This window comes from Salmonella sp. SAL04214, from assembly GCF_046550615.1.
Classification (GTDB): Bacteria; Pseudomonadota; Gammaproteobacteria; order Enterobacterales; family Enterobacteriaceae; genus Salmonella; species Salmonella enterica.
In genome coordinates this window covers 223,979-243,789 of sequence record NZ_JBGDXT010000001.1, presented here as the reverse complement: position 1 = coordinate 243,789, position 19,811 = coordinate 223,979, and the positions used below count along the sequence as shown (strand labels likewise).

Below are 19,811 nucleotides of genomic sequence, written 5' to 3'. Positions count from 1 at the left end.
CACGTCGCCAGGGTGCAGATGGTTATATTCATGCTAGTTTAGACATCCAGACGGTTAAAATCAGGAAACGCAACATGACGGATAAACAGTTGGATACCAAACTGGTAAACGCAGGACGCAGCAAAAAATACACGCTTGGCTCAGTGAATAGTGTGATTCAACGCGCTTCTTCACTGGTGTTTGACACCGTCGAGGCCAAAAAACACGCTACCCGCAATCGCGCCAACGGCGAATTATTTTACGGACGCCGGGGAACGCTGACCCACTTTTCACTCCAGGAAGCCATGTGTGAACTGGAAGGCGGCGCCGGATGCGCGCTCTTCCCGTGCGGCGCGGCGGCGGTCGCCAACACCATTCTGGCATTCGTTGAGCAGGGCGACCACATCCTGATGACCAACACAGCCTATGAACCCAGCCAGGATTTCTGCAGCAAAATTCTCGGCAAACTGGGCGTGACGACAAGCTGGTTCGACCCGCTCATCGGCGCTGATATCACGCAACATATTCAGCCGAACACGAAAGTCGTTTTTCTGGAATCCCCCGGTTCTATTACCATGGAAGTACATGATATTCCGACCATTGTCAGTGCGGTCAGACGCGTCGCGCCAGAAGCCGTCATCATGATTGATAATACCTGGGCGGCTGGCGTTCTGTTCAAAGCGCTGGAGTTCGATATTGATATCTCTATCCAGGCGGGCACTAAGTATCTGATTGGTCATTCTGATGCGATGGTCGGTACTGCCGTTGCAAATGCGCGCTGCTGGGAACAATTGCGGGAAAACGCCTATCTGATGGGGCAAATGCTCGACGCCGACACGGCTTATATGACCAGCCGCGGGCTGCGCACGCTCGGCGTCCGACTGCGCCAGCATCAAGAAAGCAGCCTCAAAATCGCCGCGTGGCTGGCGAACCATCCTCAGGTCGCGCGCGTTAATCATCCGGCCCTGCCGGGTAGCAAAGGTCATGCCTTCTGGAAACGAGACTTTACAGGCAGCAGCGGTCTGTTCTCCTTTGTGCTCAATAAAAAGCTAACCGAGGCAGAATTATCAGCCTATCTGGATAACTTTTCGCTGTTCAGTATGGCCTACTCCTGGGGAGGCTACGAATCGCTGATTATTGCTAATCAGCCGGAACAGATCGCCGCGATTCGTCCTGCAGGCGGCGTAGATTTTACCGGTACGCTGGTCCGGGTGCATATTGGTTTAGAGAGTGTTGATGATTTGATCGCTGATTTAGCCGCCGGCTTCGCCAGAATTGTGTAAAGTTGCCGGGGATGGACATATATGCAGACAATTTCCGTGGAAAAGTCTGCGTTTGTTGCGTCCGGGATCAAGGCATCCCGGACGATTCAGGAGTACAATAGGCGAATAAAAGCATAAATGCTGTTCCACAGGAAAGTTCATGGCTGTCATTCAAGATATTATCGCTGCGCTCTGGCAACATGATTTTGCCGCGCTGGCGAATCCACACGTTGTTAGCGTCGTCTACTTTGTCATGTTCGCCACGCTATTTTTAGAAAACGGTCTGCTGCCAGCGTCATTCTTACCTGGCGATAGTCTGCTGCTACTGGCAGGCGCGTTGATCGCCCAGGATGTGATGCATTTTTTGCCGACGATTGGCATTCTCACCACCGCGGCCAGTCTCGGCTGCTGGCTAAGTTATATCCAGGGACGCTGGCTTGGTAATACGCGTACCGTCAAAGGCTGGCTGGCGCAGCTTCCGGCAAAATATCATCAGCGCGCCACCTGCATGTTTGACCGCCACGGTTTGTTAGCGTTGCTTGCCGGGCGCTTTCTGGCGTTTGTCCGCACTCTGCTGCCAACAATGGCGGGTATTTCCGGCCTGTCCAACCGCCGGTTTCAGTTTTTTAACTGGTTAAGCGGCCTGCTGTGGGTGACTGTCGTGACCAGCTTCGGCTACGCGCTCAGTATGATCCCGTTTGTTAAGCGCCATGAAGACCAGGTAATGACATTTTTAATGATCCTTCCCGTCGCGCTACTGGTCGCCGGGCTGTTAGGTACGCTGGTCGTGGTGATTAAAAAGAAATACTGTAACGCCTGACGTATCCATAATCGGCCAGGATGGCCCGATTACGCTTCGTTGACCCGTGGCGGGATGCCCCACTTAGCTCCCTTGCATTGTCCGCATTCTTGCCGCATCTTCGCCCGGCGTAACGCCAAAATAACGTTTAAACTCCCGGCTAAACTGCGATGCGCTCTCATAGCCGACCCGCATCGCCGCAGCGCTGGCCTTCATACCGTCGTGAATCATCATCATCCGCGCTTTATGCAGTCGGTAGCTTTTTAAATACTGCAACGGCGAGGTGCTGGTGACCGCCTTAAAATTATGGTGAAACGCCGACACGCTCATGTTCGCTTCTGCCGCCAGTTGCTCAACATTCAGGTTCTCGGTGTATTTCATTTCGATCTGTTTAAGTACGCGACTGATCAGGCTAAAGTGCGTCTGGCGACTAACCAGTGCAAGCAGCGCCCCGCCGCGCGGCCCCATCAGCACATGATAAAGAATTTCGCGAATAATCTGTTTTCCCAGAATCCGCGCATCCAGCGGGCGCTCCATCACATCCAGCAATCTTTCCACCGCACATAAAATCTCGTCCGACAGCGTGGCGGAGTTAATCCCACTGGCCGCCATCGGCAACTGGAAACGCTCATCTTCGCCAATGTCCATGAGCAACTCTTGCAGTTGCAGCACATCAATATCGAGCCGAATACCGGCCAGCGGTACCTCCGGCGTCGCCCAGGTCTCGCATTCAAAAGGGAGCGGCACGGTCAGTAAGAGATATTCATTAGCGTCATAACGAAACTTGCGCTTGTTAATATAGCCAATTTTATGGCCGGAAAAGAGAAATATGATGCCAGGCTGATACATGACCGGCGTGCGCGGCCCCGGTTCAACACCATACAACAGACGAATGCCCGCCAGCCGCTCGCTGATTATTTTATCATTATTTTTTAAATGATTAATTTTATCAGCCAACTGTAAGCAAATTGCTTCACGATTCATAACGCGCCATTTTTTCATCAAATCCACTCCGCTGGATTGTGCGCATTTTTAGCGATTTTCTCCAGCATTCTGGAGAAATAGGCAAAACATTGGCAGAAATGTGCATTGAGAGACATCCCTCACAAGACCACAATGATGACCATCAGGCAGACAGCCGCCTGCCCTCTTTTTACCCACATAAGGGAATGAGCAATGAACAATTTCAAATTACATACCCCTACCCGCATTCTGTTTGGTAAAGGCGCTATCGTCGATCTTCGCGATCAAATCCCCCAGGACGCCCGCGTGCTGATTACCTATGGCGGCGGTAGCGTGAAAAAGACCGGCGTACTGGCGCAAGTTCAGGAAGCGTTAAAAGGACTGGATGTTCGGGAGTTTGGCGGTATTGAACCGAACCCGTCCTATGAAACGCTGATGAAGGCCGTGCAGCTTGTGCGCGACGAAAATATTACCTTCCTGCTGGCCGTTGGCGGCGGTTCCGTACTGGACGGCACCAAATTTATCGCCGCAGCGGCGCAGTATACGGACGGCGTCGATCCGTGGCACATTCTGGAAACCGGCGGTACTGAGATTCGTGGCGCAATCCCGATGGGATCTGTGCTGACCCTACCGGCAACCGGCTCAGAATCGAACGCCGGCGCAGTCATTTCCCGTAAAACCACTGGCGACAAACAGGCCTTCCACTCCTCGTTCGTGCAACCGGTGTTTGCCGTACTGGATCCGGTCTACACCTATACATTGCCGCCACGCCAGGTTGCGAACGGCGTCGTGGATGCTTTTGTCCATACCGTTGAGCAGTACGTCACTTACCCGGTTAACGGCAAAATTCAGGATCGTTTCGCCGAAGGCATTTTACTCACACTGATCGAAGAAGGTCCCAAAGCGCTGCAAGAGCCTGAAAACTATGACGTCCGCGCTAACGTGATGTGGGCCGCTACTCAGGCGTTAAATGGCCTGATTGGCGCTGGTGTTCCGCAGGACTGGGCGACGCATATGCTGGGCCATGAGCTTACCGCGATGCACGGTCTCGATCATGCCCAGACGCTGGCTATCATTCTGCCTGCGCTATGGAACGAAAAACGAGACGTTAAACGCGCAAAACTCCTGCAATATGCTGAACGTGTATGGAATATCACCGACGGTTCCGACGACGAGCGTATTGATGCCGCCATTGCCGCCACCCGCCGTTTCTTTGAACAGATGGGCGTGCCTACCCGTCTGTCCGATTACGGTCTGGATGGCAGCACTATTCCGGCGCTACTGGCTAAACTTGAGGCGCATGGATGCACAAATTTAGGTGAAAATCAGGATATTACGCTGGATGTCAGCCGTCGGATTTATGAAGCGGCGCGCTAAGGTTTTTTCGCCTCTGACTTTCGTTTTTGGCCATTTCGTCCAGACTTAAGTCACTTAGTCTCGCCGGACCCGACTCCGGCGAGCCAATTAAAAGAGGAACACATCATGGCTAATCCAACCATTATCAGGCTACAGGATGGCAACGTAATGCCACAACTTGGGCTGGGAGTCTGGAAAGCAAGCAATGAAGAGGTGATCGCGGCGATTCATAAAGCGCTGGAGGTGGGCTATCGATCGATTGATACCGCCACAGCATATCAGAATGAAGAAGGCGTCGGCAAAGCGCTAAAAGCAGCGAGTGTGGCGCGGGAAGAGCTGTTTATCACCACCAAGTTGTGGAATGACGATCAAAAACGTCCCCGCGAAGCCCTGCAGGAGAGTCTGAAAAAACTGCAGCTTGATTATCTCGATCTCTATCTGATGCACTGGCCCGTACCGGCTATCGATCACTATGTCGACGCCTGGAAAGGCATGATCGCGCTGCAAAAAGAGGGGCTGGTAAAGAGTATCGGGGTCTGTAACTTTCAGATCCATCACCTCCAGCGTCTGATCGATGAAACCGGCGTTACCCCTGTGATCAACCAGATCGAGCTTCACCCCTTGATGCAACAGCGCCAGCTACATGCGTGGAATGCGACGCATAAAATCCAGACCGAGTCCTGGAGCCCGCTGGCGCAGGGCGGCGAAGGCGTATTCGATCAGAAAGTGATTCGCGAACTGGCGGATAAATACGGCAAAACGCCCGCCCAGATTGTTATTCGCTGGCATCTGGACTGCGGGCTGGTCGTCATTCCGAAATCCGTCACCCCTTCCCGTATCGCGGAAAACTTTGCTGTCTGGGATTTCCGTCTCGATAAAGATGAATTAGGCGAGATCGCAAAACTGGATCAAGGAAAACGCCTCGGCCCCGATCCGGATCAGTTCGGCGGTTAAGCCGGATTTATCGCACGCCATGCCCGACGATGTCGTCGGGCTTTTTTTCATTTCGAAATATTAAGAAACAATTACGCGCATTTAACAGTATATTTCCCCCACACACAAGCGCAGAATTATTCTGATTTTGTGAATATTTATTCATGATTATTATCAATTTACTTAATGTATATAAAATATTTATGGATGTGTGATTGTGGCGGAAAAAAAATCTCAGGGCGTCAAATGGCTCCCATTTATTCTTATTCTGGTTATCGCCGCCGGACTGTGGCAGCTAACGCCCCCTTCCGGGTTAAGCGCGCCGGCCTGGCATTCCGCGATTATTTTTGTCGCGACGATCGCCTCTATCGTGGCGAAAGTGCTGCCTATTGGCGCGGTCGGTATTATTGGCATCACCGTCTTTGCGCTCGCCTATGCTGCCGGCGACAAAACGGCCAGCGGCGCGATTACCACGGCCTTGAGCGAGCTGAACAGTTCGCTGATCTGGCTTATCGTCGTCGCCTTTATGATTGCCCGTGGGTTTATCAAAACCGGGCTGGGTCGGCGTATCGCCCTACAAATGATCCGTCTGTTAGGTAAACGAACGTTGGGTCTGGCTTATGGTCTGGCGTTTGCCGATCTGATCCTCTCCCCCGCGATGCCCAGTAACACCGCGCGCTGCGGCGGCGTGATTTACCCGATCGCCGACTCGCTGGCGCGCAGCTTTGATTCACATCCGGAAGATGAGTCTCGCAGCAAAATCGGCACCTTTCTGATCACCTGTATTGGCAATGTTAACGACGTCACCGCCGCACTGTTTATGACCGGTTATACGGGTAACCTGCTGGCGGTAAAACTGGCGGCGAACGCCGGCGTTACGTTGAGCTGGGGAAGCTGGTTTATCGCCGCGCTCCTGCCTTGCCTGGTCTCTTTTCTTATCGTCCCGCTGCTGGTCTACTGGCTGACCCGTCCGGAAATTAAACATACGCCGGATGCGCCGGATTTGGCGCGCAAAGAGCTGGCGCAAATGGGCAGTATGACGCGCGGCGAGTGGCTCATGCTGGCGACCGTCGGCGTGTTGCTGGTGCTATGGATTTTTGGCAGCTCGCTCGGCGTGGATGCCACGACGGCCTCTTTTGTCGGTCTCTCGATTTTATTACTGAGCGGCGTGCTCACCTGGGAAGACGTTAAAAGCGAAAAAGGCGCCTGGGATACGTTGATTTGGTTTGCCGCGCTGCTGATGATGGCTAACCAGTTGAAGAAACTAGGATTCACCAGTTGGTTTGGCAACCTGATTGGCGACAGCATCGGCAGTACGATGCATGGAACCAGTTGGATAATCATCCTGCTGCTGCTTAACGCAGCCTATTTTTATACCCACTATTTTTTCGCCAGCGGCAACGCGCAAATCGCCGCGCTGTATGCGGTATTTCTGGGTGTCGGTCTGCATCTGAATATACCGGCAGCGCCGATGGCGCTTATGCTGGCGTTTACCAGCAGCCTGTACTGCTCTCTTACGCAGTATACCCACGCACGCGGCCCCATTCTTTTTGGCGCCGGCTATGTACCGACGGGCGTCTGGTGGCGAACGGGATTTATTATCAGTCTCTTTAATCAGGCGGTCTTTTTGACAGTCGGCCTCGCATGGTGGAAAGTGTTAGGGTTGTATTAAACGCTTAACTCATCGATAAGCCCCTCGGTTAACGGAGAAATGGAATGACCTGCATTTTCTGTCAAATAGTTGAAGGTAAAGCACCTTGTCATAAAGTTTGGGAAGATGAGCATCACCTGGCTTTTTTGTCGATTTTTCCGAATACCGATGGGTTTACCGTAGTGATCCCGAAAAAACATTACCCCAGCTACGCGTTCGATCTACCGCCGCAGGCGTTAGCGGACCTGATGCTGGCGACCCAAAAAGTGGCTAAGAAACTGGATAAGGCTTTCCCGGATGTCAGTCGTACGGGAATGTTCTTCGAAGGTTTCGGCGTAGACCATGTGCACAGTAAATTAAGCCCCATGCACGGTACTGGCGATTTAACCCACTGGAAACCGATTGAATCGCGGCAGAATAAATTTTTCGAACAGTATGAAGGATATCTGTCGTCACACGATCATGAACGGGCTGATGATGAAAAACTGGCCGCGCTGGCGGCCAGAATTCGTGAGGCATAAATACGGAGCACTTCTGCCGGATGGCGGTGTAAGCACCTTATCCGGCCTACAAAACTGTGCTATTCATAGACCTGATAAGCGCAGCGCCATCAGGCATTATACCTTAGATTATATACTTCTTATCTATTTTAATATATCGACCCTGGTAGGTTAAATATTACGGCGCGTGGCTAAATATTTCGTACAAAAACCATCCAGGAATAGCGGCAATAACACCCATTAAAATTATCCCTGCAAGAGTCATTTGCCTGTCTTCACGTTTTTCCATACTACATGCTTTAATAGCCATTATGAATATAACAACAGCTATTATAGCAATTACGATAAAACAGGGAATAATAATCATACCCATGATATCCCCTCCTCTGGGGCTGTATACAAGCATCATGCCTTAATCATTAAGGTAATATATAATTAATTTATACAATCAATAATATTTAAATAAAATATAAAGCTCCCCGTAATTTAGCAATTACTAAAGACCGACACAATATATTTAGATGTCTGTTACTTCCAGAAACATTAGCTTCCAGAAGCAACAGATTCAAAGGTAATTAACGCCCTGCGCCTTTCCCGCGCTTCTTATTCGCAGCAAGCCCCTGCCGCTGATGTTCCACCGGCGTATGCTTGGTCAACGCCGGGCGCGTGTTGCGATTCTGGCGACGCGCTTCGCGCATCTCTTCAATGGTCGGCGCAGGTACCAGACACTCACGGCGACCGCCAATCAAATGCTTTTTCCCCATCGCTTCCAGCGCCTGGCGAATCAGCGGCCAGTTCGCCGGATCGTGATAACGCAGCAGCGCCTTATGCAGGCGACGTTGCCTGTCTCCCTTCGGCACCACCACATCTTCACTCTTATAACCAATTTTACCCAGCGGGTTTTTGCCGGTGTAATACATGGTGGTCGAATTTGCCAACGGCGACGGGTAGAAGTTCTGCACCTGATCCAGACGGAAGCGGTGGCGCTTGAGCCACAGCGCCAGATTCACCATATCCTCGTCCCGCGTGCCCGGATGCGCGGAGATAAAATATGGGATCAGATACTGCTCTTTTCCGGCCTGTTTAGAGTAAAGGTCAAATAACTCTTTAAAGCGATCGTAGCTGCCCATACCCGGCTTCATCATTTTCGACAGCGGACCTTCTTCAGTATGCTCCGGCGCAATCTTCAGATAGCCGCCCACATGATGGCTCGCCAGCTCTTTAATGTAGCGAGGATCTTCTACGGCGATGTCGTAGCGCACGCCGGAGGCAATTAAGATTTTCTTAATGCCTTTCAGCTCACGGGCGCGGCGATAAAGATTGATCGTCGGCGTATGGTCAGTATCCATATGCGGACAGATATCCGGATAGACGCATGACAGGCGACGACAGGTCTGCTCCGCACGCGGCGACTTACAGCGCAGCATATACATGTTCGCGGTAGGACCGCCCAGATCGGAGATCACGCCGGTAAACCCCGGCACCGTGTCGCGGATCGCTTCGATCTCATTGATGATAGAGTCTTCCGAGCGGCTCTGAATGATGCGCCCTTCATGTTCAGTGATCGAGCAGAAAGAGCAGCCGCCAAAGCAGCCGCGCATGATATTGATCGAAAAGCGGATCATCTCATAGGCCGGAATACGGGCATTGCCGTAAGCCGGGTGCGGCACACGCTGATACGGCAGCGCAAACACGCTATCCATCTCTTCAGTGGAGAGCGGTATGGCGGGCGGGTTGATCCAGACATAGCGGTCGCCGTGTTTTTGCATCAGCGCCCGCGCGCAGCCAGGGTTAGTTTCGTGATGCAGAATACGCGACGCATGGGCGTACAGCACCTTGTCGCCTTTCACCTTTTCAAAGGATGGCAGCAGGATATAGGTTTTTTCCCACGGCTTCGGACGCGGCGGCTGCACGGTAATCGCTTTAGCTTCCTGCTTTTTCGGCGCGACCGGCTTGTTATCCGCGCACGGCAGATCCTCACCATAGGGATGGGGAATTGGATCGATTTTACCCGGCGTGTCCAGACGAGTGGAGTCGACGCCGCTCCAGCCTGGCAGCGCTTCTTTAACCATAATCGCAGTGTTACGCACATCACGAATCTGATCGATGGTTTCGCCCATTGCCAGACGATGCGCCACTTCCACCAGCGGACGCTCGCCGTTGCCAAACATCAGCATGTCGGCTTTGGAATCGACTAACACTGAACGACGCACAGTATCAGACCAGTAGTCGTAATGCGCGGTACGGCGCAGACTGGCCTCAATGCCGCCAAGGATCACCGGGACATCTTTCCACGCTTCTTTGCAACGCTGGGTATAGACCAGCGTGGCGCGGTCCGGGCGTTTGCCCGCGACGTTGCCCGGGGTGTAGGCGTCGTCATGGCGCAGCTTACGGTCGGCGGTGTAGCGATTGATCATCGAGTCCATGTTGCCGGCGGTGACGCCGAAGAACAGGTTCGGTTTTCCCAGACGCATAAAGTCGTCTTTGCTGTTCCAGTCCGGCTGGGCGATGATCCCCACGCGGAAGCCCTGCGCTTCCAGCATACGACCGCAAATCGCCATGCCGAAGCTCGGATGGTCGACGTAAGCGTCGCCGGTTACCAGAATAATGTCGCAGCTATCCCAGCCAAGTTGATCCATCTCGTCACGTGACATCGGCAAAAACGGCGCCGGCCCAAAGCAGGCGGCCCAGTACTGCGGCCAGGAGAAAAGGTCGCGATCCGGTTGGATCAGGGAGATAGCGCTCATATTGCTTCCAAAACGATTGGCAAAAAAATAATCAAAGGTCGGGGATTATAAGCCGTATCTATAGCGAAAATGAAGGAGATTATCGCCTTATATGCAGGGCTGGCGCGAAATAGAAACAACTTTCAACGGCCTGGCCTGAGGTGTTTGAAATTGGTCTTATGAATATCTTCAAATTGGTATGCAATTAATTATACCCACGTCTAAAAACGCAGTATCGTCATAACAACAAAAAGTAAAAAAACATCACATTATCAGCAATATATAAAAAAACTTCGCTGAATTGCTCACGACACTGTTTTTACCACGACTTTCTTCTGTGAACCAGATCTCTTTCTTTGGTCTATTGATTAAATTAAATTGGCTGACAGAATTCAGGGGATAAAGAACACCATCACCACGCCTTTCCCCAACGCAATACCTTACGTATCAGCAGGTTATTAATTAATCAACGATAACCACAGGAATCCCAACCTATAAGGAAGCAGATATGAAAAACACACGTTCATTCACAACATCAGCGGTATTACTGGCCGGCTGTTTGCTACTGGCATTTCCAGCGCTCGCCAAAACGACGCTGAAACTGAGCCACAATCAGGATAAAAGCCACGCCGTTCACAAAGCGATGAGCTATCTGGCCGATAAAGCGAAAGCCTATTCGGACGGCGAATTAAATATTCGTATTTACCCCAACGCCACGCTGGGCAACGAACGTGAATCGCTGGAATTGATGAACTCCGGCGCTCTGCAAATGGTGAAAGTCAATGCGGCATCGCTGGAGTCTTTTGCGCCGGAATATAGCGTGTTTAGCCTGCCGTTTTTATTCCGCGACCGCGATCACTACTACAACGTACTGAAAAGCGACTTAGGGAAACGCATTCTCGCGTCCTCCGAAAGCAAAGGCTTCGTCGGCTTAACCTGGTACGACGGCGGTGCCCGCAGTTTTTACGCCAGTAAGCCCATCACTCAACCCGACGATTTAGCCGGTATGAAAATCAGAGTGCAGCAAAGCCCCAGCGCTATCGCGATGGTGAAAGCGCTCGGCGGTGTGCCGACGCCGATGGCGCAAGGCGAACTCTATACCGCGCTCCAGCAAGGCGTGGTCGATGGCGGCGAAAACAACCCCGTGGTTTATGCCGATATGCGTCATGCGGAGGTGGCGAAATTCTATTCCCGCGACGAGCACACGATGGTGCCGGATGTCCTGGTCATCAGTACCAAAGTACTTAACAAATTGAGCGATAAAGAGCGGAAAGCGTTATATAAAGCCGCAGATGAATCCATGCAGCAAATGAAAGACGTCATCTGGCCCGCCGCGGAAAAAGAGGCTTATGAGAGCATGAAGGCCATGAACGCGACCGTTGTTGATATTGATAAATCCGCGTTCAAACAGCGTGTTAAGCCCTTGTTTGATGAGTTCCGCGCGAAAGATGCTCAGTCAGCGAAGGATCTGGAATACATCGAGAATATGTAAATCTGCCGGGCAGGGGTCTCCTGCCCTTTACAGGATGTAATATGCGAATACTCACCAATGCACTGAACAAAATACTGGCCGGGTGCTGCTGTATTATTCTGGCGGTCATGGTTGCCTGCGTATCCTGGCAGGTGGCGGCGCGCTTTATATTCAACGCGCCAAGCAGCACGCTAGACGAATTCACCCAGATTCTTTTTATGTGGATGATTCTGTTAGGCGGCGTCTATACCGCCGGATTAAAAAAACATTTAGCTATCGATTTGTTAGCGCAAAAACTCTCCCGAACGCCCGCCCTCGTACTCGACAGTATCATTCAGGTGATTATTACCGTGTTCGCGCTGATTTTTATGGTGTACGGCGGTGATATTATTGTTGAAAAAGCGGCGCACGTCAGCCAAATGTCCCCGGTATTAAAATGGCCTATGGATAAAGTCTATTGGGTCATGCCGATTAGCGGCGTCATCCTGGTGTACTACACCATTGTGAACGTTATTGATAATTATCATCAGCGCCATCTTCGCTAACGAGGGATATATGGACTTTGAATATATTTACCCAATAATTGTTTTATTTGGCAGCTTTGCCATTATGCTGGCGGTCGGCGTTCCTATTACATTCGCTATCGGGCTGTCATCCTTATTCTCAATCCTGATAGCCCTTCCCCCGGATGCCGCAATCTCGGTTATTTCACAAAAAATGACCGTCGGTCTCGATGGCTTTACGCTGCTGGCGATCCCCTTTTTTGTGTTAGCCGGCAATATCATGAATACCGGGGGAATCGCCCGGCGCCTGGTGAATCTGGCTCAGGCGTTAGTTGGCCGCCTTCCCGGTTCGCTGGCGCACTGCAATATTCTGGCGAACACCCTGTTTGGCGCGATATCCGGCTCGGCTGTCGCTTCTGCGGCCGCGGTGGGCGGCATCATGTCGCCATTACAGGAAAAAGAAGGCTACTCTCCGGCGTTCTCTACGGCGATCAACGTCGCTTCGGCGCCGATTGGCCTGATGATCCCGCCCAGCAATGTGCTAATTGTCTATTCGCTGGCTAGCGGCGGCACCTCTGTCGCCGCCCTGTTTTTGGCGGGCTACCTGCCCGGCATCTTAACCGCGCTGGCTTTAATGACGGTAGCGGCGCTGTATGCCCATCGCCACCATTACCCGGTTGCCGAACGCATCAACCTGCGGCAGTTTCTGTCGGTATTCCGCGATTCGTTGCCCAGCCTGTTGCTGATATTTATTATTATCGGCGGCATTATCGGCGGCGTATTTACGCCAACAGAGGCCTCTGCGATCGCGGTAATCTATAGCCTGGCGCTGGCGGCCATTTATCGAGAAATTAATGTGAGTAAGTTGCGCGATATTCTGCTGGATTCGGTAGTAACCAGCTCTATTGTTCTCTTACTGGTCGGCTGCTCAATGGGAATGTCATGGGCGATGACCAATGCCGATGTTCCTGAACTGATTAATGAAATGATTACCAGCGTGTCCGAAAATAAATGGGTCATCTTGCTGATTATCAATCTCATTTTGTTACTCGTCGGGACGTTTATGGATATTACCCCGGCTATTCTGATCTTTACGCCTATTTTCCTTCCCATTGCTCAACATCTGGGAATCGACCCTGTCCATTTTGGCATTATTATGGTTTTCAATTTAACCATCGGACTGTGTACGCCCCCGGTAGGCACTATTTTGTTCGTCGGTTGCAGTATCGGCAAAATCAGTATTGATAAAGTCGTCAAACCGCTATTACCGATGTTTCTGGCACTCTTTGTGGTCATGGCGATGATTTGCTACTTCCCGCAGTTGAGTCTGCTGCTTCCCACGTTGTTTGCTCCTTCCTGAAAACCCTGACGGGTCTGCGCTATTCAGACCCGTACTCGGATGCCTTTACGACGCCGGATTCACCAGCATTTGTCCAATCGAGCCGCGGTCAGCCATTTCCAGCGTCTGGCTGTTGAAATAGAACGGGAAGTGCGGCCAGGACGGCTGACCGTAATAGACCAGCAGTTCGACTTGCCCATCCACCCAGACGGTATCTTTCCAGCCTCTATCTTCCGGGAACGGCATAGCGCCGTTGACGTTACGAATCAGGAAAGAGACGCCCTCAATATGGAACGACTGCGGCATATCGGCGCGTACCGTCCAGCGCTCCCAGGTGCCTTGTTGGGCGGTAATATCAATGCGATTCACATCCCACAGTTGGCCGTTAATCCCCGGATCGTCGCCAAGACTGATGTCCCGACTGCGGACAGGCGCGCCGCTCATGATCTCCGTCGGCAACAGACGCATCGGCAGATTATCGGTCACCAGCGGCAGCAATCCGGTTGGCCGTAACGTCAGCACCAGGGTCGAAACCAGAATACTGGAAGGCTCAAAGAAACCGCGAATCCGATCGACTATGCTGGCCGCTTCCCCGCAGGTGATCGAGACTTCGTCGCCGTTGGTCATATCAACCAGGATTTCACGTCGCTCGCCGGGCGCCAGTGACAACTGTTTGACGGAAACCGGCGCAGGTAAAAAGCCCTGATCGCCTGAAATCACATGCAGCGCCCGGCCATCGCTCATCTGAAGCTGATAGCGCCGCGAGTTCGAGGCGTTCAACAACCGTAACCGCACCCAGCCGCGGGACACTTCGACATAGGGGCTTTGCGCGCCGTTCACCAGCAGCGTATCGCCGACAAAACCACCGCTTCCCGGTTCGCTGTACTCCGGCGTCCCAAAGTTATCCAGCCGTTTATCCTGGATAATGACGGGAAAATCATCCACGCCGTAATGGTTCGGAATGGGCAGCGTTTTACTGATGTCGTCTTCGACCAGCCACATTCCTGCCAGGCCGTTATACACCTGCTGCGCGGTGCGGTTAGGCGTGTTAGCGTGATACCACAGCGTGGCGGCGCTCTGACGAATCGGCAACACCGGAGCCCAGTCCGCGTTCGGCGACATCATACGCGCCGGGCCCCCCATCAGCGGCCCCGGCACCAGTAAACCAGCAACCGTCATGGAGACATTTTCCGCCAGGCGGTTGCTATAGATGAGTTTAACGTCATCGCCTTTCCAGACGCGGATTGTCGGCCCCAGATAACGACCGTTCACTCCCCAGACCGGCGCGCGCGTGCCTTGCGTAAAGGACCAGTGCGCTCGCTGTAGCGTCATAAACAACGGCTGCCCGCGACGGGACTCCAGCAACGGCGGAACAGGCAACGGCTGTTGCTGACCGGCAGCATTCGCCCTGAGGGGAATCGCGCCTGCACATAGTGCGATTCCCGATGCCTGAAGAAACTGACGCCGACTGAATGACATATAAGCTCCATGTAAAACAGGCTAAAGAGTTGTGCCTGAAAAAATGATTTCTACAATAACAGAGTAAGGCTGCTTAAACCTTACCGGTCGCTTCACGTTCCGCAACCTCTTTATCAAGTTCCGCGATTTTTTGCTCCATTAACGCACGGCAGTGGGCCGCCAGCTCGCGAACCTGATCTTTACCATATTCGCTGACGTCGACTGGCGGCAGCATTTCCACAATAACCAGTCCGTTGTTCAGGCGGTTTAGATTGACTTTGTTAGAGGTGTTGGAAACGCAGACAGGAATGATCGGCACACCAGCCGCGATAGCCGCATGAAACGCGCCGGTTTTAAACGGCAGCAGACCACGTCCCCGGCTACGCGTACCTTCAGGGAACATCCAGATAGAAATACGGCGCTTTTTAAAATGGTTAACCACTGCCGCAATGGTGCTATGCGCTTTGGCGCGGTTATTACGGTCAATCAGCAGATTACCGGTCAGCCAGTACAGTTGCCCAAAAAACGGGATCCAAAGCAGGCTTTTTTTCCCCACCGTCACCGTTGGCGGCTGCACAATATTCGCCGCCGTGACCATATCATAATTATTCTGATGGTTAGCAATATAGATAGCATTGCCATAATTTTCCGCGTCGGCGGGTTTGCGGCACTCCACTTTCAGGCCAAACAGCGGGGCCAGACGGCCGAACATATGTCCAAACGTCGCCACGTGTTTTGGGTTACGTGGGCTGAAAAGGCAGTAAATAGAACCGAAAACACAGACCAGAATGGAGTAAATAACGGTAACAATAAGACGAAAAATATATAGCATAACAACCTCTGAAGGCCTAAGAGCCCGGCATTCTACGTCACCTGAAATTCAGGTTAGGATTTTGGTAAGTGTGGCTCTCTGGAAAAACGTATTGTTAATCGCAATGCACGAATAAACAACGGTTTTACGGGAAATTTTAATGTTAATCCGATCTGAAACCGTAGGCCGGATAAGACGCTACTGCGTCGTCATCCGGCAACGGCAGAGCGCCGGATGGCGGCTTAGATGCCTTGTCCGGCCTACGGGCGCCCCTCTCTTACTCTTCGCTGTCGCCATGACTTACACGATGCGGCGAATCAATCTCAATGCGATCGATACGCTGCAGGCCGCGCATTAATGTGCCGCGGCGTCCGCGTTCGCCGACCACCTTTTGTAACTCTTCAGGGCGCAGTTTGATTTTGCGCTTCCCGACATGGATAGTCAGAGTGCTTTGTGGCGGCAGCACGTACAGGTGCGCCAGTCCATCATCGCCTTTCGCCGCTTCCGCAGAGGGGATATTAATGATCTTATTCCCTTTGCCTTTCGACAGCTGCGGCAGAGAGTCTACCGGGAACATCAACATCCGTCCGGCCTGGGTAATCGCCAGCAGCATATCGTGCTCGTCTTCAATCACCAGCGGCGGCATGACGTGCGCATTTTCCGGCAGTGTAATCAACGCTTTACCGGCACGGTTACGGGCAACCAGATCGTTAAACGTACAAACGAAGCCGTAGCCCGCATCCGACGCCATCAGCAGTTTCTGGTCATCGCCTTCCATCAGCATATGCTCCACGGTCGCCCCCGGCGGCAGCGTGAGTTTGCCGGTCAGCGGCTCGCCCTGCCCACGCGCCGACGGAAGCGTAATGGGATCAATAGCATAGCTGCGCCCGGTGGTATCAATAAACACCACCGGTTGATTGCTCTTACCTTTCACCGCGGCTTTAAAGCTGTCGCCCGCTTTATAGTTAAGCCCCGGCGCATCAATATCATGACCTTTGGCGCTGCGCACCCAGCCCATCTGCGACAGCACGATAGTCACCGGTTCGGACGGCAGCATGTCGTGTTCGCTCATCGCTTTAGCTTCTTCGCGCTCACGCAGCGGAGAACGGCGATCGTCGCCATAGGCATCGGAATCTGCCTGTAGTTCTTTTTTCAGCAAGGTATTCATTTTGCGTTCAGACGCGAGAATGCCCTGCAACTGGTCCCGCTCTTTTTCCAGCTCGTCCTGCTCGCCGCGAATTTTCATCTCTTCCAGTTTGGCGAGATGGCGCAGTTTCAGTTCGAGAATCGCTTCCGCCTGGGTTTCGCTGATGCCGAAACGCGACATCAGCGCGGGTTTCGGCTCATCCTCGTTACGGATAATCTCAATCACTTCGTCGATGTTGAGAAACGCCACCAGCAGACCTTCGAGGATATGCAGGCGCTTAAGCACTTTCTCCAGACGATAGTTCAGACGACGACGTACCGTGTCGCGGCGGAACGCCAGCCACTCGGTGAGGATCTCCAGCAGGTTTTTCACCGCTGGACGACCATCCAGACCGATCATGTTCAGGTTAATACGGTAGCTTTTTTCCAGATCGGTGGTGGCGAACAGATGGTTCATCACCTGTTCCATATCCACACGGTTGGAGCGTGGCACAATCACTAAACGCGTCGGGTTTTCGTGATCCGATTCATCGCGCAGGTCGTCCACCATCGGCAGTTTTTTATTACGCATCTGCGCAGCAATCTGTTCCAGCACTTTCGCGCCAGACACCTGATGCGGCAGCGCGGTGATCACCACGGCGCCGTCTTCTTTGGTCCATACCGCGCGCATACGCACGGAGCCCCGCCCGTTTTCGTAAATTTTACGAATTTCCGCACGTGGGGTAATGATCTCCGCTTCGGTCGGGTAATCCGGCCCCTGGACGATATCCAGCAACTGATCCAGCGTAGTTTTCGGCTGCTCAATCAGCGTAATCGCCGCTTTCGCGACTTCGCGCAGGTTATGCGGCGGAATATCTGTTGCCATGCCCACCGCAATACCGGTGGTGCCGTTCAGCAGGATGTTCGGCAGACGCGCCGGTAACATTTTCGGTTCCTGCATCGTGCCGTCGAAGTTTGGCACCCAGTCCGCCGTCCCCTGGCCGAGTTCGCTTAACAGCAGCTCGGCATATTTGGACAGGCGAGACTCGGTATAACGCATTGCCGCGAATGACTTCGGATCATCCGGCGCGCCCCAGTTCCCCTGGCCGTCGACCAGCGGGTAACGGTAAGAGAACGGCTGCGCCATCAGCACCATGGCTTCATAGCAGGCGCTGTCGCCGTGCGGATGATACTTACCCAGTACGTCACCGACGGTACGGGCGGATTTTTTAAATTTAGCGCTGGCGTTCAGCCCCAGCTCTGACATCGCATAGACGATGCGGCGCTGTACCGGCTTCAGGCCGTCGCCAATAAACGGCAACGCACGATCCATGATCACGTACATGGAGTAGTTTAAGTAGGCGTTTTCCGTAAATTCATGTAGCGCAAGGCGCTCTGCCATATCGCTCATTAACAGGGGATCCTCAATCTGCATGCTGACCGTTCGGACGGCAATATTGCCGCAGATAATACCCTATCTCACGGTCTGAGTCACAAACCGTGAGACAGGTGGCAAGGAAGTTAACGAAGCGGCAGATAGATATCCGTCAGCAGCTCATGTTCCGCGACTTCATGGACGAAATTCAGGTACTGGAAGAAGACCGGAAAATCGCGCAGCGTCTCGCCGCTGGCCGGTAGCCATTCGCGGAATAAATACCACACGCTCTCCGGGAGGCTGTCGAGCGCTCCCTGATGGCGTACCACCGCGCAGCGCCCGCCAGGAATCTCGCTATTCACCACGCCAACGTCATTTTCGGCTATCGGCTGGTGGACGCTGCCGCAGATATCAAAGCGGAATTGATCCGGCGGCGTCGTCTGCGGGTCGTGCCAGGCAATACCAAAAGTTTGACTGCTGGCAATCGGCGACTGGCCCGTTTCGCGCCGCCATGCAATAAATTTCGCCGCGCTGGCGTTGACCTTATCCGGATGCCCCAGATGCGTCAGCATCGCGACGCGGGTAGGTGGAAATTCAACGATTTTTACGTCCATGACATGCTGCTCCTGTAACGCAAGTTTAGGAACGCGTTGGTGCCAGGCCAGCCAGTCCGGCGATTGCCGAAACCGGCGCGGGCTTTGACCAAACGCGGTTTTGAAAGCACGTGTGAACGACTCCGGATTCTGAAACCCGGCATCCAGCGCGATATCGATAACTTTATCCTGCGGGTTAAACGCCAGCCGCCATGACGCGCGGCGCAAACGCAACCACTGGATATAGCGATAGAGCGGAAGCCCGCTCCAGACGGTAAACTGCCGGTGAAAATGAAACGGCGAGCTGTGCGCCATCCGGCTTAACGCCTCAAGCGACAGAGGCTCATCCAGATGACGCTCAATGTGGTCGCAAACGCGCCGCAGACGTTCGGAATAAGCCGCGCTGATCAGGTCATTCATCACTGCCTCCTTGTGGCCTATTCTGCCCACCGGGCGGCTGTGAATCCTGACCGATCTTGCGCAATGTGGGATTACGGATTCACTTTACGAATCTGTTTTACGTCGATTTCGACAGAGTTCCAGTCTTTATCCACTTCACCCTGAATTTCAACGGTATCCTGCGGGGTTACGGTCAGGCCGTTCCAGCGCTTGTGGTCAATATCCACATTGATAGTACCGGTCGCATCTTTAAACACATACAGGTCGTCGGAAATGCGCTCGACGATATTCCCGCGCAGCGTTACCCACGCATCGTCACGCAGCGATTTAGCGCTCTCTACCGTCGTGCTGCTGCCGTTCGGGCCGACAAATCCGCCGCCTTGCGTTTGCGTCGCCGACGGGCCGGAGAAACCGCCCTGCTGAGCCGCCAGAACCGGGGTAGAACACAGTGCCATAACGGCAACGATTGCAGCTAATTTTTTCATGATTACTTTTCCCTTTCATGTCGTTTCAGATCCATTTAATAAGGTAATCCTTAACAACTTCTTAAGGCAAAAAAAGAATCTTT

Annotated in this window: 16 protein-coding genes and 1 pseudogene; 9 read left to right on the top strand and 8 right to left on the bottom strand. The window is 52.9% G+C overall.

What is annotated here, in order from left to right; translation table 11 throughout:
* Positions 1 to 74: 74 nt before the first annotated feature.
* The gene (metC, locus tag ACLJQD_RS01200) at positions 75 to 1,262 is read left to right on the top strand and encodes a cystathionine beta-lyase (RefSeq protein ID WP_000130270.1); all 1,188 of its coding nucleotides are present in this window, start codon (positions 75 to 77) and stop codon (positions 1,260 to 1,262) included.
* 139 nt (positions 1,263 to 1,401) lie between these two features.
* Entirely contained in the window at positions 1,402 to 2,061 is a 660-nt protein-coding gene (yghB, locus tag ACLJQD_RS01195; protein WP_000268444.1) for a DedA family general envelope maintenance protein YghB, read from the top strand.
* A gap of 63 nt (positions 2,062 to 2,124) precedes the next feature.
* Here the strand turns inward: yghB and ACLJQD_RS01190 are convergent, their stop codons facing one another.
* Positions 2,125 to 3,024 carry an AraC family transcriptional regulator gene (locus ACLJQD_RS01190; RefSeq protein ID WP_001078198.1) on the bottom strand — a complete coding sequence of 300 codons (900 nt, stop codon included), beginning with the start codon at positions 3,022 to 3,024 and terminating at the stop codon, positions 2,125 to 2,127.
* A gap of 192 nt (positions 3,025 to 3,216) precedes the next feature.
* On the opposite strand from ACLJQD_RS01190, the gene yqhD reads away from it, so the two are divergent.
* The 4 genes and pseudogenes from yqhD (at position 3,217) to ACLJQD_RS01170 (ending at position 7,464) form a co-directional block, all read left to right on the top strand.
* On the top strand, positions 3,217 to 4,380 hold the full coding sequence (yqhD, locus tag ACLJQD_RS01185; protein WP_017441058.1) for an alcohol dehydrogenase: 1,164 nt from the start codon (positions 3,217 to 3,219) through the stop codon (positions 4,378 to 4,380).
* A 105-nt stretch (positions 4,381 to 4,485) separates the two neighbouring features.
* Positions 4,486 to 5,313, top strand: a complete 828-nt coding sequence (gene dkgA / locus ACLJQD_RS01180) for a 2,5-didehydrogluconate reductase DkgA (protein WP_000013100.1) — start codon at positions 4,486 to 4,488, stop codon at positions 5,311 to 5,313.
* Between the two features lie 165 nt (positions 5,314 to 5,478).
* Positions 5,479 to 6,964, top strand: a pseudogene (locus ACLJQD_RS01175) (DASS family sodium-coupled anion symporter).
* A gap of 44 nt (positions 6,965 to 7,008) precedes the next feature.
* Complete coding sequence (locus tag ACLJQD_RS01170; RefSeq protein WP_000128242.1) at positions 7,009 to 7,464, top strand: HIT family protein; 456 nt, start codon at positions 7,009 to 7,011, stop codon at positions 7,462 to 7,464.
* A 157-nt stretch (positions 7,465 to 7,621) separates the two neighbouring features.
* On the opposite strand, the gene ACLJQD_RS01165 is transcribed toward ACLJQD_RS01170, so the two are convergent.
* Together ACLJQD_RS01165 and ACLJQD_RS01160 are read right to left on the bottom strand one after the other, a co-directional pair.
* Entirely contained in the window at positions 7,622 to 7,816 is a 195-nt protein-coding gene (locus ACLJQD_RS01165) for a hypothetical protein (protein WP_000525384.1), read from the bottom strand.
* A gap of 202 nt (positions 7,817 to 8,018) precedes the next feature.
* A complete protein-coding gene (locus ACLJQD_RS01160; RefSeq protein ID WP_017441057.1) occupies positions 8,019 to 10,190 on the bottom strand; it encodes a YgiQ family radical SAM protein in 2,172 nt (723 codons plus the stop codon).
* 487 nt (positions 10,191 to 10,677) lie between these two features.
* Here ACLJQD_RS01160 and ACLJQD_RS01155 point away from each other — a divergent pair, with 487 nt between their 5' ends.
* Genes ACLJQD_RS01155 through ACLJQD_RS01145 form a run of 3 tightly spaced genes read left to right on the top strand, consistent with a single transcriptional unit; the run spans position 10,678 to position 13,503 of the window.
* Positions 10,678 to 11,661: a TRAP transporter substrate-binding protein gene (locus tag ACLJQD_RS01155; protein ID WP_000799370.1), complete on the top strand. Its 984-nt coding sequence runs from the start codon at positions 10,678 to 10,680 to the stop codon at positions 11,659 to 11,661.
* Positions 11,662 to 11,702: 41 nt separating this feature from the next.
* Complete coding sequence (locus ACLJQD_RS01150) at positions 11,703 to 12,185, top strand: TRAP transporter small permease (RefSeq protein ID WP_001221828.1); 483 nt, start codon at positions 11,703 to 11,705, stop codon at positions 12,183 to 12,185.
* 10 nt (positions 12,186 to 12,195) lie between these two features.
* A complete protein-coding gene (locus tag ACLJQD_RS01145; protein ID WP_000345261.1) occupies positions 12,196 to 13,503 on the top strand; it encodes a TRAP transporter large permease in 1,308 nt (435 codons plus the stop codon).
* A 45-nt stretch (positions 13,504 to 13,548) separates the two neighbouring features.
* Here ACLJQD_RS01145 and ftsP read toward each other — a convergent pair whose 3' ends face one another.
* The 5 genes from ftsP to ACLJQD_RS01120 form a co-directional block, all read right to left on the bottom strand.
* Entirely contained in the window at positions 13,549 to 14,961 is a 1,413-nt protein-coding gene (ftsP, locus tag ACLJQD_RS01140; RefSeq protein ID WP_000010658.1) for a cell division protein FtsP, read from the bottom strand.
* Positions 14,962 to 15,034: 73 nt separating this feature from the next.
* The gene (gene plsC, locus ACLJQD_RS01135; protein WP_000965730.1) at positions 15,035 to 15,772 is read right to left on the bottom strand and encodes a 1-acylglycerol-3-phosphate O-acyltransferase; all 738 of its coding nucleotides are present in this window, start codon (positions 15,770 to 15,772) and stop codon (positions 15,035 to 15,037) included.
* 256 nt (positions 15,773 to 16,028) lie between these two features.
* Entirely contained in the window at positions 16,029 to 18,287 is a 2,259-nt protein-coding gene (parC, locus tag ACLJQD_RS01130; protein ID WP_001281861.1) for a DNA topoisomerase IV subunit A, read from the bottom strand.
* A gap of 110 nt (positions 18,288 to 18,397) precedes the next feature.
* The gene (locus ACLJQD_RS01125) at positions 18,398 to 19,264 is read right to left on the bottom strand and encodes a GyrI-like domain-containing protein (RefSeq protein ID WP_017441056.1); all 867 of its coding nucleotides are present in this window, start codon (positions 19,262 to 19,264) and stop codon (positions 18,398 to 18,400) included.
* A 71-nt stretch (positions 19,265 to 19,335) separates the two neighbouring features.
* On the bottom strand, positions 19,336 to 19,728 hold the full coding sequence (locus ACLJQD_RS01120) for a YgiW/YdeI family stress tolerance OB fold protein (RefSeq protein WP_000731552.1): 393 nt from the start codon (positions 19,726 to 19,728) through the stop codon (positions 19,336 to 19,338).
* Between the last annotated feature and the right edge of the window lie 83 nt (positions 19,729 to 19,811).